Source organism: Microbacterium imperiale, from assembly GCF_017876655.1.
Taxonomy (GTDB): Bacteria; Actinomycetota; Actinomycetes; order Actinomycetales; family Microbacteriaceae; genus Microbacterium; species Microbacterium imperiale.
This window is the reverse complement of record NZ_JAGIOK010000001.1, coordinates 354874-378865: the sequence shown is the minus strand read 5'-3', so window position 1 is coordinate 378865 and position 23992 is coordinate 354874. Positions and strand designations below refer to the sequence as shown.

General features: G+C 70.0%; 22 protein-coding genes. 12 read left to right on the top strand and 10 right to left on the bottom strand.

What is annotated here, in order from left to right:
• Window positions 1-6 precede the first annotated feature (6 nt).
• The 4 genes from JOF37_RS01730 to JOF37_RS01715 all read left to right on the top strand — a co-directional run bounded on the left by JOF37_RS01730 (window position 7) and on the right by JOF37_RS01715 (window position 3391).
• Complete coding sequence (locus JOF37_RS01730) at window positions 7-591, top strand: ATP-dependent Clp protease proteolytic subunit (RefSeq protein WP_023950833.1); 585 nt, start codon at window positions 7-9, stop codon at window positions 589-591.
• A gap of 23 nt (window positions 592-614) precedes the next feature.
• Window positions 615-1280, top strand: coding sequence for an ATP-dependent Clp protease proteolytic subunit (locus tag JOF37_RS01725; protein ID WP_210004530.1), 666 nt, complete (start codon window positions 615-617; stop codon window positions 1278-1280).
• Window positions 1281-1447: 167 nt separating this feature from the next.
• Window positions 1448-2716, top strand: a complete 1269-nt coding sequence (gene clpX / locus JOF37_RS01720) for an ATP-dependent Clp protease ATP-binding subunit ClpX (protein ID WP_210004529.1) — start codon at window positions 1448-1450, stop codon at window positions 2714-2716.
• 60 nt (window positions 2717-2776) lie between these two features.
• Window positions 2777-3391: a dihydrofolate reductase family protein gene (locus tag JOF37_RS01715; protein ID WP_210004528.1), complete on the top strand. Its 615-nt coding sequence runs from the start codon at window positions 2777-2779 to the stop codon at window positions 3389-3391.
• Here JOF37_RS01715 and JOF37_RS01710 read toward each other — a convergent pair.
• Entirely contained in the window at window positions 3388-5445 is a 2058-nt protein-coding gene (locus tag JOF37_RS01710) for a M3 family metallopeptidase (RefSeq protein WP_210004527.1), read from the bottom strand. The genes JOF37_RS01715 and JOF37_RS01710 overlap by 4 nt on opposite strands.
• 67 nt (window positions 5446-5512) lie before the next feature.
• On the opposite strand from JOF37_RS01710, the gene JOF37_RS01705 reads away from it, so the two are divergent.
• Window positions 5513-6127, top strand: a complete 615-nt coding sequence (locus JOF37_RS01705) for an ArsR/SmtB family transcription factor (protein ID WP_210004526.1) — start codon at window positions 5513-5515, stop codon at window positions 6125-6127.
• Window position 6128: 1 nt separating this feature from the next.
• Window positions 6129-7448, top strand: a complete 1320-nt coding sequence (locus JOF37_RS01700) for an MFS transporter (RefSeq protein ID WP_210004524.1) — start codon at window positions 6129-6131, stop codon at window positions 7446-7448.
• A 27-nt stretch (window positions 7449-7475) separates the two neighbouring features.
• On the opposite strand, the gene JOF37_RS01695 is transcribed toward JOF37_RS01700, so the two are convergent.
• The 5 genes from JOF37_RS01695 to JOF37_RS01675 all read right to left on the bottom strand — a co-directional run bounded on the left by JOF37_RS01695 (window position 7476) and on the right by JOF37_RS01675 (window position 12707).
• The gene (locus tag JOF37_RS01695; RefSeq protein WP_210004522.1) at window positions 7476-7709 is read right to left on the bottom strand and encodes a hypothetical protein; all 234 of its coding nucleotides are present in this window, start codon (window positions 7707-7709) and stop codon (window positions 7476-7478) included.
• A 1-nt stretch (window position 7710) separates the two neighbouring features.
• The gene (gene valS, locus JOF37_RS01690) at window positions 7711-10290 is read right to left on the bottom strand and encodes a valine--tRNA ligase (RefSeq protein WP_210004521.1); all 2580 of its coding nucleotides are present in this window, start codon (window positions 10288-10290) and stop codon (window positions 7711-7713) included.
• A 101-nt stretch (window positions 10291-10391) separates the two neighbouring features.
• Window positions 10392-11219: a MetQ/NlpA family ABC transporter substrate-binding protein gene (locus tag JOF37_RS01685; protein ID WP_210004519.1), complete on the bottom strand. Its 828-nt coding sequence runs from the start codon at window positions 11217-11219 to the stop codon at window positions 10392-10394.
• A 55-nt stretch (window positions 11220-11274) separates the two neighbouring features.
• Entirely contained in the window at window positions 11275-11946 is a 672-nt protein-coding gene (locus tag JOF37_RS01680; protein ID WP_271174872.1) for a methionine ABC transporter permease, read from the bottom strand.
• Window positions 11943-12707, bottom strand: a complete 765-nt coding sequence (locus tag JOF37_RS01675) for an ATP-binding cassette domain-containing protein (RefSeq protein WP_210004518.1) — start codon at window positions 12705-12707, stop codon at window positions 11943-11945. Before JOF37_RS01675 ends, JOF37_RS01680 begins: the two co-directional genes overlap by 4 nt.
• Window positions 12708-12754: 47 nt before the next feature.
• On the opposite strand from JOF37_RS01675, the gene JOF37_RS01670 reads away from it, so the two are divergent.
• Complete coding sequence (locus tag JOF37_RS01670) at window positions 12755-13171, top strand: OsmC family protein (protein ID WP_210004517.1); 417 nt, start codon at window positions 12755-12757, stop codon at window positions 13169-13171.
• Between the two features lie 18 nt (window positions 13172-13189).
• Here the strand turns inward: JOF37_RS01670 and JOF37_RS01665 are convergent, their stop codons facing one another.
• Both JOF37_RS01665 and JOF37_RS01660 read right to left on the bottom strand, forming a co-directional pair.
• Window positions 13190-13696: a GNAT family N-acetyltransferase gene (locus JOF37_RS01665; RefSeq protein WP_210004516.1), complete on the bottom strand. Its 507-nt coding sequence runs from the start codon at window positions 13694-13696 to the stop codon at window positions 13190-13192.
• Window positions 13693-14376, bottom strand: coding sequence for a hypothetical protein (locus JOF37_RS01660; RefSeq protein ID WP_210004515.1), 684 nt, complete (start codon window positions 14374-14376; stop codon window positions 13693-13695). Before JOF37_RS01660 ends, JOF37_RS01665 begins: the two co-directional genes overlap by 4 nt.
• A 212-nt stretch (window positions 14377-14588) precedes the next feature.
• Here JOF37_RS01660 and ileS point away from each other — a divergent pair, with 212 nt between their 5' ends.
• From ileS to ndk, 4 genes are read left to right on the top strand one after another with little or no spacing between them, the layout of a single operon-like run.
• Complete coding sequence (ileS, locus tag JOF37_RS01655) at window positions 14589-17936, top strand: isoleucine--tRNA ligase (protein ID WP_210004514.1); 3348 nt, start codon at window positions 14589-14591, stop codon at window positions 17934-17936.
• The gene (locus tag JOF37_RS01650) at window positions 17933-19285 is read left to right on the top strand and encodes a bifunctional folylpolyglutamate synthase/dihydrofolate synthase (protein WP_210004513.1); all 1353 of its coding nucleotides are present in this window, start codon (window positions 17933-17935) and stop codon (window positions 19283-19285) included. The genes ileS and JOF37_RS01650 overlap by 4 nt, the downstream gene beginning before the upstream one ends.
• Window positions 19273-19674: a DUF4233 domain-containing protein gene (locus JOF37_RS01645; protein ID WP_271174873.1), complete on the top strand. Its 402-nt coding sequence runs from the start codon at window positions 19273-19275 to the stop codon at window positions 19672-19674. Before JOF37_RS01650 ends, JOF37_RS01645 begins: the two co-directional genes overlap by 13 nt.
• A gap of 1 nt (window position 19675) precedes the next feature.
• A complete protein-coding gene (gene ndk, locus JOF37_RS01640; RefSeq protein ID WP_210004510.1) occupies window positions 19676-20092 on the top strand; it encodes a nucleoside-diphosphate kinase in 417 nt (138 codons plus the stop codon).
• Between the two features lie 64 nt (window positions 20093-20156).
• Here the strand turns inward: ndk and JOF37_RS01635 are convergent, their stop codons facing one another.
• Complete coding sequence (locus JOF37_RS01635) at window positions 20157-20756, bottom strand: vitamin K epoxide reductase family protein (protein ID WP_210004508.1); 600 nt, start codon at window positions 20754-20756, stop codon at window positions 20157-20159.
• A gap of 280 nt (window positions 20757-21036) precedes the next feature.
• Here JOF37_RS01635 and JOF37_RS01630 point away from each other — a divergent pair, with 280 nt between their 5' ends.
• Complete coding sequence (locus JOF37_RS01630; protein ID WP_210007631.1) at window positions 21037-23508, top strand: Rne/Rng family ribonuclease; 2472 nt, start codon at window positions 21037-21039, stop codon at window positions 23506-23508.
• A 39-nt stretch (window positions 23509-23547) separates the two neighbouring features.
• Here JOF37_RS01630 and JOF37_RS01625 read toward each other — a convergent pair whose 3' ends face one another.
• Complete coding sequence (locus JOF37_RS01625) at window positions 23548-23820, bottom strand: DUF4031 domain-containing protein (RefSeq protein ID WP_210004485.1); 273 nt, start codon at window positions 23818-23820, stop codon at window positions 23548-23550.
• Window positions 23821-23992: the final 172 nt, after the last annotated feature.

Genomic DNA, 23992 nt, shown 5'->3' with positions numbered 1-23992 from the left:
GCACACATGGCTGACCCCCTCATCGCAACCAGCGTCTTCGACAGACTGCTGAAGGACCGCATCATCTGGCTCGGGTCGGAGGTGCGCGACGAGAACGCGAACGAGATCTGCGCGAAGATCCTCCTGCTCGCAGCCGAGGACTCCGAGAAGGACATCTACCTCTACATCAACTCGCCCGGCGGCTCCATCACCGCCGGCATGGCGATCTACGACACGATGCAGTTCGTGCCGAACGACATCGTCACGGTCGGCATCGGCATGGCCGCGTCGATGGGCCAGCTGCTGCTGACCGCGGGCACCAAGGGCAAGCGCTACATCACGCCCAACGCCCGCGTGCTGCTCCACCAGCCTCACGGCGGCTTCGGCGGCACGGCCAGCGACATCCAGACGCAGGCGCAGCTGATCCTCGACATGAAGCGCCGCCTCGCCGAGATCACCGCGGCGCAGACCGGCAAGTCGGTCGAGCAGATCAACGCGGACGGAGACCGCGACCGCTGGTTCACCGCCCAGGAGGCGCTGGAGTACGGCTTCGTCGACCACATCCGCGAATCGGCCACCGACGTCGTCGGCGGCGGCGGCACCGAGAACTGATCGCCCGAAGGAGACACAGAACGATGAACACACCCGCCTTCGGCCTTCCCCACGGCGCAGCGATGCCCTCGAGCCGGTACATCCTGCCGCAGTTCGAGGAGCGCACCGCCTACGGCTACAAGCGCCAGGACCCGTACAACAAGCTGTTCGAGGACCGCGTCATCTTCCTCGGCGTCCAGGTCGACGACGCGTCGGCTGACGATGTCATGGCCCAGCTGCTCGTGCTCGAGTCGCAGGACCCCGACCGCGACATCATCATGTACATCAATTCGCCCGGTGGCTCGTTCACCGCGATGACGGCGATCTACGACACGATGCAGTACGTGTCGCCGCAGATCCAGACGGTCGTGCTCGGCCAGGCCGCGTCGGCGGCCTCGGTGCTGCTCGCCGCCGGTGCGCCCGGCAAGCGTCTGGCTCTGCCGAACGCGCGCATCCTGATCCACCAGCCCGCCGTCGGCGAGGCCGGTCACGGTCAGGCGTCGGACATCGAGATCCAGGCGGCCGAGATCCTCCGCATGCGGACGTGGCTCGAAGAGACCATGGCGCGCCACACCAACCGCACGCAGGAGCAGGTCAACAAGGACATCGACCGCGACAAGATCCTGTCGGCGCACGAGGCGATGGAGTACGGCATCGTGGACCAGGTGCTGACCTCGCGCAAGCGCACGCCCGCGGCCATCACCGCGTGACGCAGGCGAAGTGAACGACGACGGCCCCGGGGAGACCCGGGGCCGTCGCCGTTCATGACGATCGACGGCGAGGCGTCGGAAATCCGCGGGGATGTCCGTGGGAGAGGTTAGGCTCGGAACACCGCGTTCCCCCCGGGGGCGACGGCATCCGGCATCCAGGAGGGTACATGGCTCGCATCGGTGAGAGCGCTGACCTGTTCAAGTGCTCGTTCTGCGGCAAGAGTCAGAAGCAGGTGCAGCAGCTGATCGCGGGCCCCGGCGTCTACATCTGCGACGAGTGCGTCGAGCTGTGCAACGAGATCATCGAAGAGCGGATGGCCGAATCGGGTGACGAGTCGGTCGCCGAGTTCGATCTGCCCAAGCCGCGCGAGATCTTCTCGTTCCTCGAGGAGTACGTCGTCGGGCAGGATCCCGCCAAGCGCGCCCTGTCGGTCGCCGTCTACAACCACTACAAGCGCGTCCGCGCGCACGCGACGCTGCAGCCCGCGGAGCAGCGGGCCGACGACGTCGAGCTCGCGAAGAGCAACATCCTGCTCCTCGGCCCGACCGGCTGCGGCAAGACCTACCTCGCGCAGACGCTGGCGAAGCGTCTCAACGTCCCGTTCGCGGTGGCCGACGCCACGGCGCTGACCGAGGCCGGCTACGTCGGCGAAGACGTCGAGAACATCCTCCTCAAGCTGCTGCAGGCCGCCGACTTCGACGTCAAGCGCGCCGAGACGGGCATCATCTACATCGACGAGGTCGACAAGATCGCGCGCAAGGCCGAGAACCCGTCGATCACGCGCGACGTCTCCGGTGAGGGCGTCCAGCAGGCGCTGCTGAAGATCCTCGAGGGCACGGTCGCCTCGGTGCCGCCGCAGGGTGGCCGCAAGCACCCGCACCAGGAGTTCATCCAGATCGACACCACGAACGTGCTCTTCATCGTCGCGGGAGCTTTCGCGGGTCTCGAGGAGATCATCTCGTCGCGCGTCGGCAAGCACGGCGTCGGGTTCGGCGCACCTCTGCAGGAGAAGGACAAGGAGCTCGACCTGTTCCGCGAGGTCGAGCCCGAGGACCTGCACAAGTTCGGTCTCATCCCCGAGTTCATCGGTCGCCTGCCCGTCGTGACCTCGGTCGCGCCGCTCGACCAGAAGGCGCTCATCGAGATCCTGACCGGTCCGAAGAACGCCTTCGTCAAGCAGTATCAGCGCATGTTCGAGCTGGACGGCGTCGAGCTCGAGTTCGAGGACGACGCGCTGCGCGCGATCGCCGACCTCGCGGTCGCTCGGAAGACGGGCGCCCGCGGCCTACGGGCCATCCTCGAGGATGTCCTCGGCCCCATCATGTTCGAGATCCCCTCGGCAGACGATGTCGACAAGGTCATCGTCACGCGCGCGGCTGTCGACGACGGTGCGCCGCCGACGCTCGTGCTGCGGCAGAAGCGCAAGAGCGCCTGACGTCCGAAAGCGACCTGACGCCGCTGGGGTGAGGTCGGAGGCGCCGATTAGCCTGCCGGTATGCGCCGCATCATCTACGACATGGCGAGCTCACTCGACGGCTTCATCGCCGACGGGGCTGGCTCGCTCTCCTGGCTGTTCGCGGTCGACGGGGGTGACCAGCCGGACGCGAGCCTGATCCCCGCTGATGCCGGCGTGCTCGTCGAGGGGGCCACAACGTACGAATGGCTCCTCGCCGAGTCGGATCTGCTTGCGCACCCCGAGCGATGGCGGGAGTTCCACGGCGATCGACCGACCTTCGTGTTCACGTCACGCGAGCTGCCCCGGCCTGCGGGCGCGGACATCAGGTTCGTCGCCGGCCCTGTGTCGGACGTCCTCCCTCGCATCCGAGAAGCGGCCGGTCATCGCGACGTCTGGGTCGTCGGCGGCGGCGATGTGGCCGGTCAGTTCTTCGACGCCGACGCGCTCGATCAGATCGCCGTCTCGGTCGCGCCCGTGACGCTCGGCGGGGGAGCACCGGTGCTTCCGCGCCGCATCGAGTCAGACCGGCTCTCGCTGCGGTCGGCTGAGCAGGTGGGCGCGTTCGCACGACTGGTCTACGACATCGCGCCCGCCGGCGGGCGATCTGCGCGAAGCGCTCCCACCGGCGGCGTCGTGCGGGAAGGACCGCGCTAGACGCCGAGGCCGCGCCGCGCGAGCAGCGGCTCGATCCGCGCGTCGCGGCCGCGGAAGTCGCGATAGGCCTCGAGTGGGTCCTTCGATCCGCCCACGCCGAGCAGCCGCTCGCGGAAGCGGTCGCCGTTCGCCCGCTCGAGTCCGCCGTTCTCGTCGAACCACTCGACCGTATCGGCGTCCAGCACCTCGCTCCAGATGTAGGAGTAGTAGCCGGCGCTGTAGCCGCCCGAGAAGACATGCGCGAAGTACGTCGAGGAGTATCGCGTGGGTACGGCCGGGTCGTCGAGGCCGATGTCGCGGAGTGCCGCGGCCTCGAACGCCGCGACATCCGCCACGCTGCGCGCCTCATCGACCGAAAGCGAGTGCCAGGCGAGGTCGAGCCACGCGGCAGCGAGGTACTCGCTCGTGGCGAAGCCCTGGTTGAAGGCGCTCGAGGCCTCCAAACGCTCGACGATCGATGCGGGCAACGGCTCGCCCGTCTCGATGTGGCGCGCGTAGTTCGCGAGGATCTCGGGGCGGAAGATCCACATCTCGTTGACCTGGCTCGGGAACTCCACGAAGTCGCGGAACACGTTGGTGCCCGCGAAGCTCGGGTACGTGACGGTGGCGAACAGCCCGTGCAGCGCGTGGCCGAACTCGTGGAAGAGCGTCGTCACCTCGTCCAGGGTCAGCAGCGTCGGAGTACCCGGGGCGGGCTGCGGCACGTTGAGGTTGTTCACGACGATCGGGGTCGTCCCGCGCAGGTGGGACTGCGACACGATCGAGTTCATCCACGCTCCGCCCCGCTTGCTGTCGCGGGTGTAGAGGTCGAGGATGTACAGGCCGAGGTGCGACCCGTCGGCGTCGCTCACCTCGAACACTCGCGCCTGGGGGTGGTATGCGGGCAGGTCCGCACGCTCTCGGAAAGTGATGCCGTAGAGCCGCGTCGCCGCATAGAAGACGCCGTCGTGCAGGACGCGTTCGGCCTCGAACCAGGGTCGCAGCGCGGCGGTGTCGATGTCGAACGTCGCCGCCCGCACCTTCTCGGTGTAGAACGCCCAGTCCGCCGCGCCGATACCTTCCGGAAGGGGCGCTTCCTGCGCAGCGATGCGCACGAGCTCCGACTTCTCGCGCTGCGCGTTGCGGGCGGCGGGCGTCGCGAGGCGACGCAGGAGGTCGGCGACGACCCGCGGGTCGCCGGCCGTCTGATCCGATGTGACGTAGGCGGCGTGCGACGCGAAACCGAGCAATGCGGCGCGTTCGGCTCGGAGGCGGACGATCTCGAGCAGGACCGGGCGGTTGTCGTGCTGGCCGGGGCGGCTGCCGCGCAGCCGCGACGCCTCGAGCACCCGCTCACGACTCGCGCGTCGACGCAGCGAAGCGAGCAGAGGGTGGCCCGTGAAGAGCGTCAGTGTGACGACGAAGCGGCCGGGCATACCGCGGTCGGCGGCCGCTCGCGCGGCGGCGGAGACCTCGCCCTCGCCGAGCCCGTCGAGGTCGGCGACGTCGTCGAAGACCACCGCGAGCTCGTTGGTGTCTGCCAGCAGGTTCTTCTCGAACGTCGTGGTCAGCACCGAGAGCCGGCTGTTCATCTCCGTCAGTCGCGCCTTCGCCTCGTCGTCGAGGGCGGCGCCCGCATGAGTCATCTGCACGAAGCGGCGTTCGACCAGGTACCGCTGCTCCGGGGTGAGGTCCGAGTGGGCGAGGTCGTCGTGCACGCGGCGGACGCGGTCGTACAGGCGGCCGTCGAGCAGGATCCCATCGCTGTGGGCCGACATGAGGGGCGCGAGCTCCTCGTCGATGCGCTGGATCTCGGGGGTGGCATCGGCGGAACTGACGGTGAAGAAGGTGTGCGCCACGTGCGCCAAGAGCCGGCCGCTGCGCTCCCAGGCCTCGATCGTGTTGGCGAAGGTCGGGGCGGCGTCGTCCGTCGCGATCGCCTGGATCTCGGAGCGCTGTTCCTCGAACGCCACCTGGAAGGCGGGCAGGTAATGCTCCGGCCGGATCGCGCGGTAGTCCGGCAGTCCGTGGGGCATCGTCGAGGCGCCGAGCAGAGGGTTGTGGGGATCCGTCATGGCTCTAGCGTAGACCGATGCAGAGAAAGTCTTGCAAAGCGCACGTTGCAAAGATATCTTTGCAGACATGGTCGACGACAAGCCCTCGCTCCCGGACAGCTCGCATGTGCGCACCCTCGACGCGGGCGCGTTGCGAGCGCTCGCTCATCCCATCCGGGTGCAGATCTACGACATCCTCAGTCAGTACGGACCGCAGACCGCCAGCTCGTTGGCGGAGATGACGGGGGAGTCGTCGGGGTCGACGAGTTACCACCTGCGCGCGCTGGCCAAGCACGACCTGATCCGCGAGGTCGAGGGTCGCGGCACCGCGCGCGAGCGGTGGTGGGAGCGTCCCGTCGGCGGGGTGTCGTTCCCGAACCCCGAAGCCGCTCGAACGCCCGCCGGGCGCGCGGCATCGCAGGTCGTCATGAGCGAGTTCCTCGGACGGCGGCACAGTCAGCTGATGAGGTTCGTCGGGACCAGTCTCGACGATGAGCTCGACGCCTGGGCGCAGCACTCGCTCATCGCCACGTCGTCGCTTCGGCTCACCGCGGATCAGCTCGCCGAGGTCTCGAAGCGCGTCCAGGCCGTCATCGACGAGCTCGTCGACGAGTACCGCGTTCGGGACGAAGACGTGCCGGATGACGCGCGCACGGTGTCCCTGCGTGCCGACGTCTTCCCGCTGCCGCTCGAGGGCAACTGACATGGGCAACGCGACGCAGGCGGAGGCCGCCGCCGAGCTCCACTCCGGTCATCCCGTCCCGCTGGGCCGTGACTTCAGCCGCCTGTGGACCGCCGCGGCCTTCAGCAACCTCGCCGACGGCCTCGGTCGCACGGCTGTGCCGCTCATCGCGACGACCCTCACGCGTGATCCTTTGCTCATCTCGCTGCTCGCGGCGGCGGCGTTCGTCCCGTGGCTCGTGTTCGGCGTTCCCGCCGGTGTCGTCGTCGACCGATTCGACCGGCGGCGCGTCATGGCGCTCGCCAACGGCATCCGCGGGTTCGCCGCGATCGGGTTGGCGGTGCTGACGGCGACCGGCCGCCTCGACATCGTCTGGCTGCTGATCGGCACGCTGATCTTCGGATTCGGCGAGACGCTGTTCGACAACGCGACGAACGCGGTCATTCCCGGCTTGGTGCGCCGCAACCAGCTCGAACGGGCGAACGGGCGCATCCAGGCCGCGCAGATCACGATCGACAGCTTCCTCGCCCAACCGGCGGCCGGGCTGCTGTTCGCGGTCTCGTTGGCATTGCCCCTGTGGAGCGGGGCCGTGGGGTATCTCGTGCCCATCGCGCTCGCGCTCCTGCTGCCGATCGGCGCCGCGCGTGCGTCCCGATCGCTCGACGCGGCGGCACCGGTCGGTGAGACGGTCGCGGCGGTGTCGCCCGAGCCGGTGGCCGTCGCCCCGGCGCCCACGCCGCTACCGGCCCGCGAGGCGATGAGCTACCTCTGGAAGCATCGGTTCCTCCGGGCCCTGGTGGTGTTCACATCCGTGGTGGGCTGCGCCTTCGCGTTCGCCCAGGCCCCGACGCTGCTGTACTTCCTCGATGTGCACGGCGTCCACGAGGCGGCGATCGGGTTCGTGACCGCCGGTGTCGGGATCGGGGCCCTCGCCGGCTCGCTCACCGCGGCTCGGCTCGTGGAGCGCTGGGGGCGGGGGATCGTGATGTGGTCGGCGAATCTCGTCGCTGCGGGATGCATGCTGGGCGTCGCCGTGGCCCCGCACGTTGTGCTGGCGATTGCCGCCTACGCCGGCATGGCGTTCGCCGTGTCCGTCTGGAACGTCCCGTGGGGCGCGTTGCGACAGCAGATCATCCCGCCGGCGCTGTTCGGGCGCACTCTCGGGATCATCCGCACGCTGACGTGGGGACTGTTCCCGGTGGCGACCGTCCTCGGAGGCGTCGTCGCGACCGCCGACCTGCGGTTGCCGTTCGTCGTCGCCGGCGTCGTCTGCGTGGTCGCGACACTCGCGTGCACGCGGCTGCTGCTGTCGGCGAGCCGGTACGCCTCGACCGGGGCATGACGCGGGCCCCGGTCGATCAAGCGCGACTCAGAAGGTGTCGTCGTCGATCTGTCCGACGACGGCCCGGCCCGTCGCATCGAGCGAGACGACTGCCCCGTTCTCGAGTTCGGCGACGGGTCGCCCCTCGAGCCAGGTGAGCGTCCACTTCGGCCGCGGGTCGACCTCGATGAGGCGGTCGACCTGGCCGATCTGCTCGTGCAGGGCCTCCGGCACCGACGCGGGGATCGCGCCGCCACTGGTCCAGCGGGTACCGAGTCTCATGTCATGCCTCCTGGGGAGCGAGCTCGACGCGCTCGACGACGAGATCGCCTTCACCGTCGAGCAGTTCCAGCTCGGCGATGCGGCCGACGGCCTTGAGGTCGCCCTCGGCCTGCCGCAGGCGCCCGACCGTCGCGGCGTCGGCGCGCAGGGTCAGGATCGTCACGGGGGTCTTCTGCGAGGCTTTCGCCTCGGTCTTCGCGCGGCGGATGCCGATGAGCGCGGCGCTCGCGGCGGTGAGGATCGCCGGGTCGCCGTCGATGCCGCGCGGCTGCGGCCATTCGGCCACGTGCACGGAGCCCTCTTCGAACCACGACCACGCCTCTTCGGCCGCGAACGCGAGCACGGGTGCCAGCAGGCGCAGCAGCGAGGACAGGGCCAGCCGCAGCGCGAGGGCGGCGGAGGCCTGGCCGCTGTCGGCCTGGTTGTAGGCGCGCTCCTTCACGAGCTCGAGGTAGTCGTCGCAGAACGTCCAGAAGAACGCCTCGGTGACCTCCAGCGCGCGCGCATGGTCGTAGGCCTCGTACGCCCGCGTGGCGTCGGCGATCACCCGGTCGAGTGTCGCGAGCATCGCCGCATCGAGGGCGTGGGTGACGCGAGCGCCCTCGGGGACGGGGAACGAAAGCACGAACTTCGCCGCGTTCAGCACCTTGATGGCGAGGCGGCGGCCGATCTTGACCTGGGTGGGGTTCTGCGGGTCGAACGCGGCGTCGGATCCGAGTCGGCTGGATGCCGCCCAGTAGCGGACCGCATCGGTGCCGTGCTGGGCGAGGATGTCGGCGGGCGTTACGACGTTGCCCTTCGACTTCGACATCTTCTTGCGGTCGGGGTCGACGATGAAGCCCGAGATCGCGGCATCCGACCAGGGCGCCCGTCCGTCCTCGAGCGCGCTGCGCAGCATCGTCGAGAACAGCCACGTGCGGATGATGTCCTGGCCCTGCGGGCGCAGGTCGAACGGCGCGACCAGGTTCCACAGCTCGTCGTCGCGCTGCCATCCGCCGGCGAGCTGCGGCGTCAGCGACGACGTGGCCCAGGTGTCGAAGATGTCGCGCTCGGCGTCGAAGCCGCCGGGCACGCCGCGCTGGTCTTCGGTGTAGCCGGACGGCACATGCGTGGTGGGGTCGACCGGCAGCTGCGACAGCTCGGGCGTGATGACCCGGCCGTAGTCCCGCTCGCCGTTCTCGTCGAGGCCGTACCAGACCGGGATCGGCACGCCGAAGAACCGCTGACGCGAGACGAGCCAGTCTCCCGTGAGGCCGTTGGTCCAGTTCTCGTAGCGGACGCGCATGAAGTCGGGGTGCCACGACATCCCCTGGCCCAGCTCGATGAGTCGGTCGCGCAGCTCTTCGTCACGCGCACCGTTGCGGAGGTACCACTGTCGGGTCGAGACGATCTCGAGCGGGCGGTCGCCCTTCTCGAAGAACTTCACCGGGTGGGTGAACGGCTTCGACACCTCGAGCAGCTCTCCCGACTCCTCGAGCAGCTCGACGATGCGCTTCTTCGCGCTGAAGACCGTCTTGCCGGCGAGCTCGGCGTAGGCCGCGCGAGCGGTCTCGCCGACGATGACGTCGGGAGCGTCGGCGAGGATGCGGCCGTCGGCGCCGAGGATGGTGCGGTTGGGCAGGTCGAGCTCGCGCCACCAGATGATGTCGGTGACGTCGCCGAAGGTGCAGATCATCGCGATGCCCGAGCCCTTGTCCTGCTGCGCGAGAGGGTGCGCCAGGACGGGAACCTCGACATCGAACAGCGGCGTGCGCACCGTCTGGCCGAAGTAGGGCTTGTAGCGCTCGTCGTCGGGGTTGGCCACCAGCGCCACGCACGCCGGGAGGAGCTCGGGACGGGTGGTCTCGATGTGGATGTCGCCGGTTCCGTCGGTCTTGTGGAAGGCGATGCGGTGGTACGAGGCCTGCTGGTCGCGGTCCTCGAGCTCGGCCTGGGCGATGGCGGAGCGGAAGTCGATGTCCCACAGGGTGGGCGCGAGCGCCTGATACGCCTCGCCGCGCTCGAGGTTGCGGAGGAAGGCCAGCTGGCTCGTGCGGATCGTCTCGTCCGAGATCGTGCGGTAGGTCTGGGTCCAGTCGACCGACAGCCCGAGCTGACGGAAGAGCGACTCGAACTGCTTCTCGTCTTCGAGCGTCAGCTTCTCGCAGAGCTCGATGAAGTTGCGTCGGCTGATCGGCACCTGATCGGCTGCCCGGCTCGACTTGTTGTCGCCGCCCTCGAACGGCGGGACGAACGACGCGTCGTACGGGAGTGTCGGGTCGCATCGCACGCCGTAGTAGTTCTGCACGCGCCGCTCCGTCGGCAGGCCGTTGTCATCCCAGCCCATCGGGTAGAACACGCTCTTGCCGCGCATGCGCTCGAAGCGCACCTTCAGATCGGTGTGCGTGAACGAGAACACGTGCCCGATGTGCAGCGACCCGGATGCCGTCGGCGGCGGTGTGTCGACCGAGAAGACGCCGGCGCGGCCGGACTCGGCTGCGCGCGCGCGGTCGAACAGGTAGGTGCCCTGCTCCGCCCACGCGGCATCCCACTTGTTCTCGAGGCCTTCGAGAGCGGGCTTGTCGGGGATCTGCGCGGACATCGGGACTCCTCGGCGATATGTGCGGCACTGTGTGAGCGTGCCTGAGTGTGGGATCACCCGAGTCTACTCGGCGGGGCGCGACAGCCGCGCCCCGCCGAGGCTCAGAACGCGGCTTCGATGGTGGCGTTGCCGTCGATGATCTCGCGCACCTCGTCGCTCGTGAAAGCGTCGATCAGGGCGCGGGTCGCGTCGGAGTCGGCGTCGTCGGAAGGGACGACGAGCTGGAGCGCGAACCGGTCGTCGAGCTCGGTCAGCAGACCGTCCTCCTGCGGCGTGAGGCCGAGGGCGGCGATGTGCGAGGGCCACTGGAACACGAGGTCCGCCTCGTCGTAGGCCGTGTTGAGCTGGTTGATCTCGAGCGAGAGGAACTCGAGGTTCTTCGGGTTCTCGGCGATGTCGTCGAGCGTGGCGGCATACGGGTCGACGCCGCTCGTGAGCGTGATGATGTCGGCGTCGGCCAGCAGCTTCAGTGCGCGCGCGGTGTTGGACGAATCGTTCGGGATGGCGACGGTCGCGCCGTCGGGCAGCTCGGTGATGTCGCCCAGCGTCTTGGAGTAGAAGGCGATGACAAAGTTGTAGACGGGCTGCACCGCCTCGAGCGAGGCGTCGTTCTTGGTGTTGAACTCGGTCATGTACGGCTCGTGCTGCGAGAAGTTCGCGTCGATGTCGCCGGCGGCAAGCATGTTGTTGATCGTGACGTAGTCCGACACCTCGACGAGTTCGATCTCGTAGCCGTCGGCGATCGCGTCGCCGGCCGCCTCGACGATGTCGGTCGCGGGAGCCGTGACCGCGCCGACGCGCAGGGTGACGGGGGCGGAACCGGCGTCGCCCTCACCGGCCGACGACGCGCATCCGGCGAGCAGGCCGGCGGCGGCGACGGTCGCGACGGCGGCCAGGGTCAGGCGTGAGCGGAGCGAGCGAATGGGCATGATGTTCTCCTCGTGGGATGGGGACGGGGGGGAAGAGGGTGGGCGCGACGGGAAGTCACCGGTGGTCGAGGCGCAGCGAGAGGCGGTGCCCGGCGGACTGGATGACGAGAACGACGACCAGGATGACGCCGATCGTGAAGTACATCAGCGGGTAGTCGTATTCCTGATAGCCGTAGCGGAGGGCGAAGTCGCCGATGCCCCCGCCGCCGACGACGCCGAGCACCGTCGAGTACGACAGCAGGCTGATCGTCGCCGACGTCAGCGCGTAGACGAGGCCGGGGAACGCCTCGGGTAGCAGGAAGCGCAGCACCGTCTGCCGCAGCGTGGCACCGATCGTGACGGCGACACGGGGGATGCCGGGCGGGATCTCCCGCAGGATCTGCTCGACGAGCCGGGCGTAGATCGCCACGGCGACGAAGCACAGCGAGAAGGTCGCAGCCGGCGTGCCGAAGGTGGTGCCGTACACGAGCCGTGTGACGGGCACGAGGAAGACGACCAGCAGGAGGAACGGGAAGGAGCGGACGATGTTGATGAAGAGATTGCCCACCCACCACACCAGCCGGTTCTGGGCGACACCACCGCGGCGGGTGAGGTAGACGAGCATGCCGAGCGGCAGTCCGATGACGATCGCTGCCGCGAGCGACACGACGAGCATGTACCCGGTCTGCGCGAGCGCCTCGAGCAGGTCGTCGCCGCGCCGGGCGAGCGAGTCGGCGAGGGCGTTCACGCCCCGAGCTCCCGTCGCGCGCGGTCGAGGTACGTGCCCTGCTCGCGCTCGACGGCTCCGGTGACCGGGAGCACCTCGCGAAGCGCGCCGGACTCGAACAGTGCCACGCGGTCGCAGACGCGGCGGACGACGCCCAGGTCATGCGTGACGACGACGATCGTCGTGCCGAAGCGCTCGCGTGCCTCGCGCAGCAGCGCCAGGACTCCGTCGGTGGTCGTGGCGTCGAGCGACGAGGTCGGCTCGTCGCACAGGAGCAGTCGCGGGCGCGAGACGAGGGCGCGAGCGATGCCCACGCGCTGGCGCTGGCCCCCGCTGAGCTGAGCCGGGTAGGCATCGGCGCGCGTGTCCAGGCCGACGAATCGCAACGCCTGGGCGACGCGCTCACGGTGATCCGCGCGCTCGTCACGGCTCGGCCGCCCCTGCTCGAGGGCGAGGGGCAGGGCGACGTTCTGCCGCACGGTGCGGTTGGACAGCAGGTGAACGCCCTGGAAGACGACGCCGAGGCTCCGCCGAAGCGTTCGCAGGTCGCCGGGCGACAGCCGAGCGGGGTCCTGGCCCAGCACCCGGACAGTGCCGCTCGTCGCGGTCAGCTCTCCCGTGAGGAGCCCGAGCAGCGTGCTCTTGCCCGCGCCGCTCTCGCCGATGACGCCGAAGATCTCGCCCTCCGACACGGTGAGGTCGACGCCCGCGAGGGCGCGCGTGCCGCCGGGATAGGTGACGTCGACGCCGCTGAGAGCGACCGGGTGGTCGAGGGTGGGCACGGCGGCATCCTCCGGATAGTTGGACGACGTTCAACTATAGTCGCGGTATGACTGTCCGGTACCGCATGTCCGCGTTCAACGACGATGGAGGCACCGGCGTGAGCCGCGTGCCCGGTGGTCTGAGCGTCGCAGTGTCGAACCCGCTCCAGCCGGGTCACGACCCGGAGGCGAGCAACCCCGAGCAGCTGCTCGCCCTCGCCTGGGCGACGTGCCTCAACGCCACGGCGCAGGCAGTGGTGCGGGGCGCGCACCGGACGGCTGTCCGCGTCGAGGTGGAGATGCGCGATGCGGAGGGTCGCGGCGGCTTCGAGTTCGTCGCGACCGCATTCGTTTCGGGCGAGGGGCTGAGCGAGGCCGAAGCCGCCGACCTGGCGGCTGCCGCACACGCCCGGTGCCCGGTGTCGCGCCTGCTGCACGACGCTCCGACGGTCAGCGTGCGCTCGGAGGGGTGGGCGTCGGACTGATCGTCGCGACGCTCCCGTTCAGCGGTCGACGGCGAAGCCGAGGTGGGGCATGTCGACGCCGCGGTAGCGCACGATGAAGCGGCGTCGCACGCTCATCCCCAGCCGGATGGCGACGTTCATCGAGGCCAGGTTCGTGTCGCGCACCTTGGCCCAGATGGTGTCGGCGTCGAGTTCGCGGAACGCCCAGTCGCGCGCCGCGGTCGCCGCCTCGGTGGCGTAGCCGCGGTGCCAGTAGTCCCGGTTGAACAGGTAACCCACCTCGAGGACCTCGTCGTCGTCGATCCGCTGCCGGGTGATGCCGCATTGGCCGATCATTCCGGCGCCGGGCAGGTCGACCGCCCACAGGCCGAACCCGTCGTCCTCGTAACGCTGGAGATTGCGTTCGAGCCACTGGGCGCTCTCGTCGTCGTCGAAAGCACCCTCGTACGCGGTCATCACGATCGGGTCCGAGAGGATCGCCCGCAACGGGGACAGATCGTCCGAGGTCATCCGGCGCAGGACGAGGCGCGACGTCGTGGCGATCATCGCGGCATCCGTTCGTCTCGCGCATCGTCGCGCACCTCGATCCCGAGGGCCTGTGCGAGGGCCGCCGCGTGCGCCTCGGCCTGCCGGAGCGACACGGTCGCGTTGCGCAGCGCCCGGACGTCGGTGAATGCGAGAGCATCGAGACCGCGCAGGTCGAGGTCGGTGCCGCGCAGCTCGCGGGTGTCGAACTCGTCGACCGTCGTGCCGGCGAACTGCACGCGCTCGAGCGTCGAGCCGGGGGCATCGAGAGTCCCGATGCGGCAGTCGACGAACCGCACGTCGCGCAGGATCGCCGCCGGCGCTGACAGGTAGTCGATGCGGACGCCGCGCACCTCGACGCCGTCCCACCGGGCACGTCCGGCATCGAGCGTCCCGAGACGTCCGCCGACGAGGGTCACGGTGCGCCAAGCGCCATCGCGCGCGACGAGCTCGGCAGCCGAGACATCGCCGATGTGCACATCGCTCAGGATGCCGCCGGTCAGTTCGATCCGATCGACGGATGCCGCGCTGAGCGAGCTCTCGCTCAGACGGGCATGCGCGCCGTCGGCGCTCCCGGCCTCGATGCCGATCGCGGCGCCCGTGAGGTCGGCGTGGCGTGCGAGGCGGCCGGAAACGAGGTGGCGGGGGAGGTCGGGGGCCGTGATGCGGGGCGGAGCGGGATGAGAGCGCGGGCGGGCCATGCTTTCAGCGTAGGACGCCGGTATGATGGGGCGATCAGCACCGATCCGGCCATCACCGGGGAGCTCTCGGAAGAACGGCGGACATCCGCTCAGTAGAACCGAGCGGGGCAGGCCCGTCACAGCCGCTGGGAGAGTGGCCCTCCGGGGCAAGCGGGGTGGTACCGCGGTCGCACGATCGTCCTCGCAGGAAGTCCGACCCTGCGAGAGAAGCCATGACGTACCCCCAGTCCTCTGCTTTCGGCCCCGCCGCCGACAGCGTCGTCCCCAGCCCTCGGTTCCCCGACGTCGAGCGCGACGTGCTCGCCTTCTGGGAGCGCGACGACACCTTCCGGGCCTCGATCGAGCGCCGCGAGGGCGCACCGGAGTGGGTGTTCTACGACGGTCCTCCCTTCGCGAACGGTCTGCCGCACTACGGGCACCTGCTCACCGGGTACGCGAAGGACGTCTTCCCGCGGTTCCAGACCATGCGCGGCAAGAAGGTCGATCGCGTGTTCGGGTGGGACACGCACGGTCTGCCGGCCGAGCTCGAGGCGATGAAGCAGCTCGGGATCACCGAGAAGAGCGAGATCGAGCAGATGGGCATCGCGGCCTTCAACGACAAGGCGCGGTCGTCGGTGCTCGAGTACACGCGCGAGTGGGAGGACTACGTCACCCGCCAGGCGCGCTGGGTGGACTTCGAACGCGGCTACAAGACGCTCGACACCGGCTTCATGGAGTCGGTCCTCTGGGCGTTCAAGGAACTCTGGGACAAGGACCTCGCCTATGAGGGACACCGGGTGCTCCCGTACTGCTGGCGCGATGAGACGCCCCTGTCCAACCACGAGCTGCGCATGGACGACGACGTCTACAAGATGCGCCAGGACCCCTCGGTCACGGTCACCTTCCCCTTCGTCGGTCAGAAGGCCGAATCGCTCGGCCTGACCGGCGTGCGGGCGCTCGCCTGGACCACGACGCCCTGGACGCTGCCGACCAACCTCGCGCTCGCCGTGGGCCCCGACATCGACTACGTCGTGGTGCCCGGCGGCCCGGCCGGAGCCGCGGACGTGCACGTCGACCGCGTCGAGGCGGACGCCCACCGCTACCTCCTGGCCGCCGACCTCCTCGCGGGGTACGCCAAGGACCTCGGCTACCCCGACGCCGAGCAGGCCCGGGCGGCGGTCGAGCGGACGGTGCGGGGCGCCGACCTGGCGGATGTCCAGTACCACCGGCTGTTCGACTACTACGCGGATGCCGACACGTGGGGCACCGGGTCGGCCTGGCGCGTCCTCGTCGACGACTACGTCACGACCACCGACGGCACCGGCATCGTCCATCAGGCGCCCGCCTACGGTGAGGACGACCAGCGTGTCACCGCGGCCGCCGGCATCCCTCTCATCATGAGCCTCGACGACGGTGGGCGCTTCCTGCCCCAGGTCACCGATGTCGCGGGCGAGCTCTGGATGGACGCCAATCGGCCGCTCATCCGGCTGCTCAAGGGCGAGGGGCGCCTGCTGCGCGAGGCGAGCTACGAGCACTCCTACCCGCACTGCTGGCGGTGCCGCAATCCTCTGATCTACAAGGCCGTGTCGAGCTGGTTCGTCCGGGTGACGGCCATCAAGGACCGGCTGCTCGAGCTGAACGAGCAGATCACGTGGGCGCCCGAGAACGTCAAGCACGGTCAGTTCGGCAAATGGCTCGAAGGGGCCCGCGACTGGTCGATCAGCCGCAACCGCTTCTGGGGTTCTCCGATCCCCGTCTGGAAGAGCGACGACCCCGAGTACCCGCGCGTCGACGTCTACGGCTCGCTCGCCGACATCGAGCGCGACTTCGGTCGGCTGCCCCGCAATGAACAGGGCGAAGTCGACCTGCACCGGCCGTTCATCGACGAGTTGACGCGCCCGAACCCCGACGACCCGACCGGCCGATCGACCATGCGCCGCATCGAGGACGTGTTCGACGTCTGGTTCGACTCGGGCTCGATGCCCTACGCGCAGGTGCACTACCCGTTCGAGAACCGGCAGTGGTTCGACGAGCACGCCCCGGCGGACTTCATCGTCGAGTACATCGGTCAGACGCGCGGCTGGTTCTACGTCATGCACGTCCTCTCGGGTGCGCTCTTCGACCGTCCGGCTTTCTCCGGCGTCGCCTGTCACGGGATCGTCCTCGGCAGCGACGGCCAGAAGATGTCGAAGTCGCTGCGGAACTACCCCGACGTCTCGGAGGTGTTCGATCGCGACGGCTCCGACGCGATGCGCTGGTTCCTCATGGGCTCGTCGGTGCTGCGGGGCGGCAACCTCGTCGTCACCGAGGAGGGGATCCGCGCCGGGGTGCGCGAGTTCCTGCTGCCGCTGTGGAACACGTGGTACTTCTTCGCGACCTACGCCAACGCCGCCGGCGGCCCGAACGGCGGGGGCTACGAGGCGACCTGGCGCACCGATTCCACCAACGTGCTCGACCGCTACATCCTCGCGCTGACCGGCGACCTCGTGCGCGATGTCGCCCGCGACCTCGAGGCGCTGGACTCGACGATGGCGGCGGCCAAGCTGCGCGACTTCGCCGAGGCGCTGACCAACTGGTACATCCGCCGCTCGCGCGACCGCTTCTGGGAGGGGGCGCGTCCGGGCGACGCGTCTTCGACGGAAGCGTTCGACACGCTGTACACGGTGCTCGAGACACTGACCCGCGTCGCGGCGCCGCTGCTGCCGCTGGTCAGCGAGCGGGTGTGGCAGGGTCTGACCGGCGGGCGCAGCGTCCACCTCGAGTTCTGGCCCGACGCCGACGCCTTCGCCCCCGGCGCCGACATCCGTGCGGCCATGGACGCCGTGCGCGAGGTGTCGTCGGTGGCGAACGCCCTGCGCAAGAAGGAGGGCAAGCGGGTGCGGCTGCCGCTGCCGCAGCTCACGGTCGCCGTCTCGGACGCGGCCTCGCTCGCCCAGTTCGAGGACATCCTGCGCGACGAGCTCAACGTCAAGCAGATCGCCCTCGCCGAGCTGGCGGACGACCTCGCGGCCTCGTACGGCATCAGCCAGCGCCTGTCGATCAACGCGCGCGCGGCCGGTCCCCGCCTGGGCAAGCAGGTGCAGCACGTCATCGCCGGGGCGCGCTCCGGGCTCTGGGAGGAACGGGACGGCGTCGTCGTCGTCGACGGTGTGGCTCTCGAGCCGGGCGAGTACGACCTGACGCTCGAAGCGGGCGGCGTCGCGGAGGGCACGGCGATCGCTCTGCTCTCGGGCGGGGGCTTCGTTCTGCTCGACACGACGACGACGCCTCAGCTCGAGGCGGAGGGCCTCGCGCGGGACGTCGTCCGCGCCGTGCAGGACACGCGCAAGGCGGCGGGCTTCGATGTCAGCGACCGGATCCGGCTCGTGCTGGCACTCGAGGATGCGGACGACGCGGCCGCGCTGCGGTCGGCCTTCGACGCGGCGGATGTCGCGGGCGAGACTCTCGCGGTCGCGCACGACGTCGTCGACGGCACGGAGGTGGGCGAAGCCGAACACGTCGGCGACTTCGCCGCAGGAACATTCGCGAACCGGGGCGCGTTCCGCGTCGCCGTCTCGCGCGTCTCGGAGGGAACCGCATGACCGATCAGGCCCGCGCGGACGCGGTCTACGCCGCGCTGCTGGAGCGCCAGGGCGAGCAGTGGGTGCAGCCGCGCATCGAGCGCACGCGCCGCGTGCTCGAGCTGCTCGACGACCCGCAGCGCACCTATCGCGTCGTGCATGTCACGGGGACCAACGGCAAGACGTCGACGAGCCGCATGATCGAGAGCCTGGTGCGTGCCCATGGGCTGCGGACCGGGCTCTTCACGAGCCCGCACCTCGAGCGGTTCACCGAGCGAATCATGGTCGACGGCGAGCCGATCGCGGATGCCGCCGTGGCCGAGGCTTGGGAGGAGATCGAGCCGTTCGTCGACCTGGTCGACGCCGAGTTGACGGCCGCCGGCGACGCACCGCTGACCTTCTTCGAGCTGCTCACGGTGCTCGCGTTCGTCGCGTTCGCCGACGCCCCGGTCGATGTCGCGGTGATCGAGGTCGGCATGGGCGGCACGTGGGACTCCACCAACACGGCCGACGGCGACGTCGCGGTCATCGGTCCCGTCGCCCTCGATCACGCGGACCGCTTGGGCGAGACGGTCGGTGAGATCGCCGCCGTCAAGGCCGGGATCATCAAGCCGGGCGCAGCCGTCGTCTCGGCGGCTCAGGCGCCGGAGGCCGCCGCCGCGATCCGCGCGCGGGCGGCGGAGGTGTCGGCCACGCTCGGATTCGCCGGCGACGACTTCGCCCTGACGGCTCACAGCCTCGCCGTGGGCGGACAGCAGGTGAGTGTCCGCGGCCGTGCCGGCGAGTACCCCGAGCTCTACCTGCCGCTGTACGGCTCGCACCAGGCCGACAACGCGGCGCTGGCGGTGGCCGCGGTCGAGGCGCTCATCGGCTCCGAGGATCAGCCGCTGCACGCGGAGGTCGTCGCCGACGGCCTCGGCGCCGTGACGTCGCCCGGTCGTCTGCAGCTGCTCGGCGTCGCGCCCACCGTCCTCGTCGACAGCGCGCACAACCCGCACGGCGCCCGTGCGCTCGCGAGTGCGCTGCGCGAATCGTTCGACTTCGACGAGTGGGGCGTCGTCCTCGGCGTCCTCGGCGACAAGGATGCCGCGGGCATCGTGGATGAGCTGGCTCCGGTCGCCGCCCACGTGTTCGCCACGGCGCCCGACTCGGAGCGGGCGTCCGAGCCGACGTTGGTCGCCGATCTCGCGGAGGAGCGCGGACTCGCCGTCACCGAGCACCGCGACCTCGTCGAGGCGGCCGAGGCCGCCCGCGAATGGGCGGCGTCGGGCGAGCGCCGCGCCGTCGTCATCGCGGGATCGGTCGTCCTGGCGGGAGAGGCGATCGCGCTCGCGTCGGCGGAGGACTGGAAGTCCGGGTGGCAGGAGTGAGTGAGCCCCGCCCGCGCCGTCGCCGGGGAGCGGCCGAATCGCTCGGCTCGGTGGTGCTGGGGTTCGAGTCGATCGTCGTGTTCCTCGGGGGACTGACGGTGTACGGGCTGTCGGCGCTGCCGGCATCCGTCCCGTCCTGGTGGGGCGTCGTCGCGGGATCCGTGCTCGCGGTGGGGATGATCGTCACCGCCGGGTTGCTGCGCCACCGGTGGGGGATCGCCCTCGGCTGGGCGCTGCAGCTCGTCCTGGCGCTCGGGGTGTTCCTCGTTCCGGCGCTCGGACTGGTCGCCCTCGTTTTCGGTGCCATGTACGCGTATGCGACCATCAAGGGGGCTGCCCTCGACCGGCGCAACGCCGCCCTCGCAGCCGACGAATCGAACGGAGACTGACATGCCCATCGAAGAGACCCTCGTCCTCGTCAAGCCGGACGGCGTGGCTCGCGGCCTCACGGGCGCGATCCTGGCCCGCATCGAGGCGAAGGGGTACGCCCTCGTCGACGTCCGCCTCGTCGAGCCCGACCGCGAGCGGCTCGAGAAGCACTACGCCGAGCACGCCGGCAAGCCCTTCTACGAGCCCCTGCTCGAGTTCATGCAGAGCGGGCCGTCGGTGGCGATCCGCCTCGCCGGCAACCGCGTCATCGAGGGTTTCCGATCGCTGGCCGGCACGACCGACCCCACGACGGCCGCTCCCGGCACGATCCGCGGCGACTTCGGTCGCGACTGGGGTCTCGCCGTGCAGCAGAACCTCGTGCACGGCTCGGACAGCCCCGAGTCGGCCGCGCGCGAACTGGAGATCTGGTTCGGCTGATCCCGAACCTCTGCGGCATCCGGCCCGCGAGTCAGCGCACGGCGCCGGCTCGCGGGCTTCGTCGTCAGAGGAAGCCGATCCAGTCGAGACGGACCTGCGCGACGACGGCGATTGCGACGTAGCTCAGCACCGCCATGAGCGGCACCCACGCGATGAGACCGGCGGCGGCCGACCGGGCACGGCGGGGCACCGGTATGACGCCGGATCGCAGCAGGTGCAGGGTGACGGCGTAGAAGGTCGGGATGGTGACGAACCACGTCACCATGCACCAGGGGCACAGGGTGCCCAGGACGAAGATGCTCTGGGAGATCAGCCAGACGACGAAGCCGAACGCGAGGGCGATACCCGCCCAGAAGGCCAGCCAGAACCAGCGCGAGAACCGGGCGCCCGCGAGGATGGCTGCGCCCACGACGATCGGCGCCACCCAGCCGGTGACCCCGAGCAGCGGGTTGGGGAACCCGAAGACCGATCCCTGCCACGAGGTTAGGTTCGCGCCGCACTGCACGACCAAGTTGAAGTCGCATGAGGCGGTGGCGGTCGAGTCCTGCAGAAGGTGGATGCGCTCGGTCGTGAGCGCGAACGCCGCGATCCACCCGATGACGCCCGCCACGATCAGCCAGACGGCCAGGAAGACGGGGCGCGCGCGAGTGCTGGAAGCGGACATGAGGGCGATTATCGCACCGGCGTCGATGGCCCCGCCGCGAGCGCGCGCAGCCCCGCGTCCCACAGCCCGACGCCGGTAGTGCGATAATGGTCGTCGATGCTCGTTCGCAGCCGCGCTGCGCCAGTGCATCACGAGAGACTTCGGGCAATGGCTGCCCACGCAGGCCGCGCCGAGAGCCGGCTGCACACCGAGTGAGTTCGCGGCTCGTCCTTCCGGGAGCGACGCCGCCAGAGATGTGCCGGGTGGCGCGCGGTGCCGCCCGAAGAGGAGTACGCCAGTGATGGCCGATGATCGCAACGACAATCCGACCGCCGATGACGCTTCGGCGCCCGTCGACCCCGCCGCCGCCGAGCTCGCCGACGCGGTGACCTCGATCGACGCTGTCGAGGAGCACATCGACAGCGGACGTGCCTCCGACGACACGCAGCCCGCGACGTCGTCACCCGACGAGGCGGCCCCGGAACTCTCGGGGAACGACGAGGATGCCGCGTCACCCGCGGACCCGGATCCGGTCGCAGACCCCGAGCCGGTCACGGAGTCGGAGCCGGCGGAGCAGCCCGAGCCGGACGCAGACCCCGAGCCGACCGCAGAGCCCGAGCCGGCTGCCGCCCCCGAGCCGACCGCTGAGCCCGAGCCGGCCGCCGCCCCCGAGCCCGAGACGGAGACGGCGGAGCAGTCCGAGCCCGAGCAGAGCGCCGCTCCCGCGAAGCCCGAGCCGCTCACAGCCGTCTCGCTCGGACTGCTGCCGGCCGACTTCGTCTCGGCCGTCTCGACCGAGCTGCACTTCTACGCTCCCGAGATCACGCCGCTGCCGCCGCGCATCGACGAGGTAGACGACGACGCATTCTCCGGCGGCGGCACCTCGAGCGCCCGTCGCCGCGGCCGGCGCCGCGGGGGAGCGAGTGCGGACGAGACCCCCGAGCCGGCTCCGCGTCAGCGCGCCGTCGAGCTCATCACCGAGCCGCAGCGCATCAAGGGCTCCACCCGGCTCGAAGCCAAGAAGCAGCGTCGCCGGGACGGTCGCGAGGCGGGTCGTCGGCGCACTGTCGTCACCGAGGCCGAGTTCCTGGCGCGACGCGAGGCGGTCGACCGCGTCATGATCGTGCGCTCGAAGAACGGCCGCATCCAGATCGCCGTCCTCGAGGACAACGTGCTCGTCGAGCACTACGTCGCGCGCAACCAGGACGCCTCGCTCATCGGCAACGTCTACCTCGGACGCGTGCAGAACGTGTTGCCCAGCATGGAGGCGGCGTTCGTCGACATCGGCCGGGGCCGCAACGCCGTCCTGTACTCCGGCGAGGTCGACTGGGATGCCGTCGAGACCGGCAACCAGCCGCGACGCATCGAGCTGGCGCTCAAGTCGGGTGACCGCGTGCTGGTCCAGGTGACCAAGGACCCCGTCGGCCACAAGGGCGCGCGACTGACGAGCCAGATCTCGCTTCCGGGCCGCTACCTCGTGTACGTGCCCGGCGGCGCGATGAACGGCATCTCGCGCAAACTTCCCGACACCGAGCGCGCGCGCCTCAAGCGCATCCTCAAGGAGGTGCTGCCCGAGTCGAGCGGCGTCATCGTGCGCACCGCGGCCGAGGGCGCGACCGAGGAGCAGCTGACGCGCGACGTGCAGCGCCTGACCTCGCAGTGGGAGCACATCAGCTCGCAGCTCGAGAAGATCCAGGCGCCTGCGCTGCTGCACTCCGAGCCCGACCTGCTCGTCAAGATCGTCCGCGACGTGTTCAACGAGGACTTCTCGCGCATGCTCATCCAGGGCGACGAGGCGCACGCGACGATCACCTCTTACCTCACTGGCGTCGCCCCGGACCTGCTCGAGCGGGTCGAGAAGTACGAGGACGAACAGGACCCGTTTGACGCCTTCCGCGTCACGGAGCAGATCGAGAAGGCCCTCGACCGCAAGGTATGGCTGCCCTCGGGCGGCTCGCTCGTCATCGACCGCACCGAGGCGATGACCGTGGTCGACGTGAACACCGGCAAGTTCGTCGGCTCCGGCGGCAACCTCGAAGAGACGGTCACGAAGAACAACCTCGAAGCGGCGGAGGAGATCGTCCGCCAGCTGCGCCTGCGCGACATCGGCGGCATCATCGTCGTCGACTTCATCGACATGGTGCTGGAGTCCAACCGCGACCTCGTACTGCGGCGGCTCATCGAGTGCCTCAGCCGTGACCGGACGAAGCACCAGGTCGCCGAGGTCACCTCGCTCGGTCTCGTCCAGATGACGCGCAAGAAGCTCGGCCTGGGGCTGCTCGAGACCTTCAGCGAGGCGTGCGACGTCTGCGCGGGCCGCGGCGTCATCGTCCACCACGACCCGGTCGTCAAGCACCGCGGTGGCGCGGGGCAGAACGGCGGCAATGGCTCGTCGCGTCGAGGCGGGCGTGGCGCCGGCAACACGCCGCCGGCTCCTGCGAACGGCGGCACGCACGTCATCACCGAGGGTGCGAAGTCCGCGCTCGCGCAGATCGCGGCCTCGACCATTCAGCCTTCCGCGGCCGACGAGGATGCCGAGCTGGCCGCTCCGGTCGCCGACGTCGAGCTCGCGCCCGTCGAGCGGCCCAAGAAGCCGCGTCGCAAGAAGTCCGAGGCGAAGGGTCCGCGCACCGAGAAGGATCTGCTGCTCGACTCGGTGCTGAATGCCCTGCCCGAGCCGAAGGCCCCCGGCCAGGGCCGCGGCCGCCGCCGCGTGACGACCGCCGCACTCAGCGGCACGCCCGTGTCGGCTGCACCGGTGAGCGACGACTGACGCCGCCGCACCGAACCCCGCGAACGCCGCGGCCCGCGCTCAGCGGCCGCGGCGTTCGCGCGCGGTGACGCGCAGCCCCGAGGCGATGAGCCGGCGGACGAGCTCGTGGCCGGAGACGTGCTCGGCACCGCCAGCGACGAGCCGGTCGAAGGCGGCATCCGGTACGTCGTAATGGTCGAGGTCGAAGCTGCGGGGCGGCAGGTCGTGTCGTCGAGCGAACGCGTGGAGCTCCTCGAGGTCGCTGTCGCTGACCAGGTGCGACCAGAGGCGGCCGTGCGCCGGCCACCGGGGGTCGTCGATGAGGATCGCCATCGTCCGATCCTACGGACGGCCGGGCGGGAGAGGGCTCGGCGCGACACACCATCGCCTCCTTTTGCCGGATGACGCAGCATCCGGTAAAGTGGACCCTTGGTGCAGCGAGTTCGGCGACGACCCGTCACGATACCGTCTCAGCCGCAGGGCCATCTGCGGGATGCGCACCAAG

Excerpts from the sequence above, each read along its gene's own strand:
- JOF37_RS01730 (WP_023950833.1), top strand. The coding sequence starts at position 7 with ATGGCTGACCCCCTCATCGCAACCAGCGTCTTCGACAGACTGCTGAAG.
- JOF37_RS01725 (WP_210004530.1), top strand. The coding sequence starts at position 615 with ATGAACACACCCGCCTTCGGCCTTCCCCACGGCGCAGCGATGCCCTCG.
- clpX (WP_210004529.1), top strand. The coding sequence starts at position 1,448 with ATGGCTCGCATCGGTGAGAGCGCTGACCTGTTCAAGTGCTCGTTCTGC.
- JOF37_RS01715 (WP_210004528.1), top strand. The coding sequence starts at position 2,777 with ATGCGCCGCATCATCTACGACATGGCGAGCTCACTCGACGGCTTCATC.
- JOF37_RS01710 (WP_210004527.1), bottom strand. The coding sequence starts at position 5,445 with ATGACGGATCCCCACAACCCTCTGCTCGGCGCCTCGACGATGCCCCAC.
- JOF37_RS01705 (WP_210004526.1), top strand. The coding sequence starts at position 5,513 with ATGGTCGACGACAAGCCCTCGCTCCCGGACAGCTCGCATGTGCGCACC.
- JOF37_RS01700 (WP_210004524.1), top strand. The coding sequence starts at position 6,129 with ATGGGCAACGCGACGCAGGCGGAGGCCGCCGCCGAGCTCCACTCCGGT.
- JOF37_RS01695 (WP_210004522.1), bottom strand. The coding sequence starts at position 7,709 with ATGAGACTCGGTACCCGCTGGACCAGTGGCGGCGCGATCCCCGCGTCG.
- valS (WP_210004521.1), bottom strand. The coding sequence starts at position 10,290 with ATGTCCGCGCAGATCCCCGACAAGCCCGCTCTCGAAGGCCTCGAGAAC.
- JOF37_RS01685 (WP_210004519.1), bottom strand. The coding sequence starts at position 11,219 with ATGCCCATTCGCTCGCTCCGCTCACGCCTGACCCTGGCCGCCGTCGCG.
- JOF37_RS01670 (WP_210004517.1), top strand. The coding sequence starts at position 12,755 with ATGACTGTCCGGTACCGCATGTCCGCGTTCAACGACGATGGAGGCACC.
- JOF37_RS01665 (WP_210004516.1), bottom strand. The coding sequence starts at position 13,696 with ATGATCGCCACGACGTCGCGCCTCGTCCTGCGCCGGATGACCTCGGAC.
- JOF37_RS01660 (WP_210004515.1), bottom strand. The coding sequence starts at position 14,376 with ATGGCCCGCCCGCGCTCTCATCCCGCTCCGCCCCGCATCACGGCCCCC.
- ileS (WP_210004514.1), top strand. The coding sequence starts at position 14,589 with ATGACGTACCCCCAGTCCTCTGCTTTCGGCCCCGCCGCCGACAGCGTC.
- JOF37_RS01650 (WP_210004513.1), top strand. The coding sequence starts at position 17,933 with ATGACCGATCAGGCCCGCGCGGACGCGGTCTACGCCGCGCTGCTGGAG.
- ndk (WP_210004510.1), top strand. The coding sequence starts at position 19,676 with ATGCCCATCGAAGAGACCCTCGTCCTCGTCAAGCCGGACGGCGTGGCT.
- JOF37_RS01635 (WP_210004508.1), bottom strand. The coding sequence starts at position 20,756 with ATGTCCGCTTCCAGCACTCGCGCGCGCCCCGTCTTCCTGGCCGTCTGG.
- JOF37_RS01630 (WP_210007631.1), top strand. The coding sequence starts at position 21,037 with ATGGCCGATGATCGCAACGACAATCCGACCGCCGATGACGCTTCGGCG.
- JOF37_RS01625 (WP_210004485.1), bottom strand. The coding sequence starts at position 23,820 with ATGGCGATCCTCATCGACGACCCCCGGTGGCCGGCGCACGGCCGCCTC.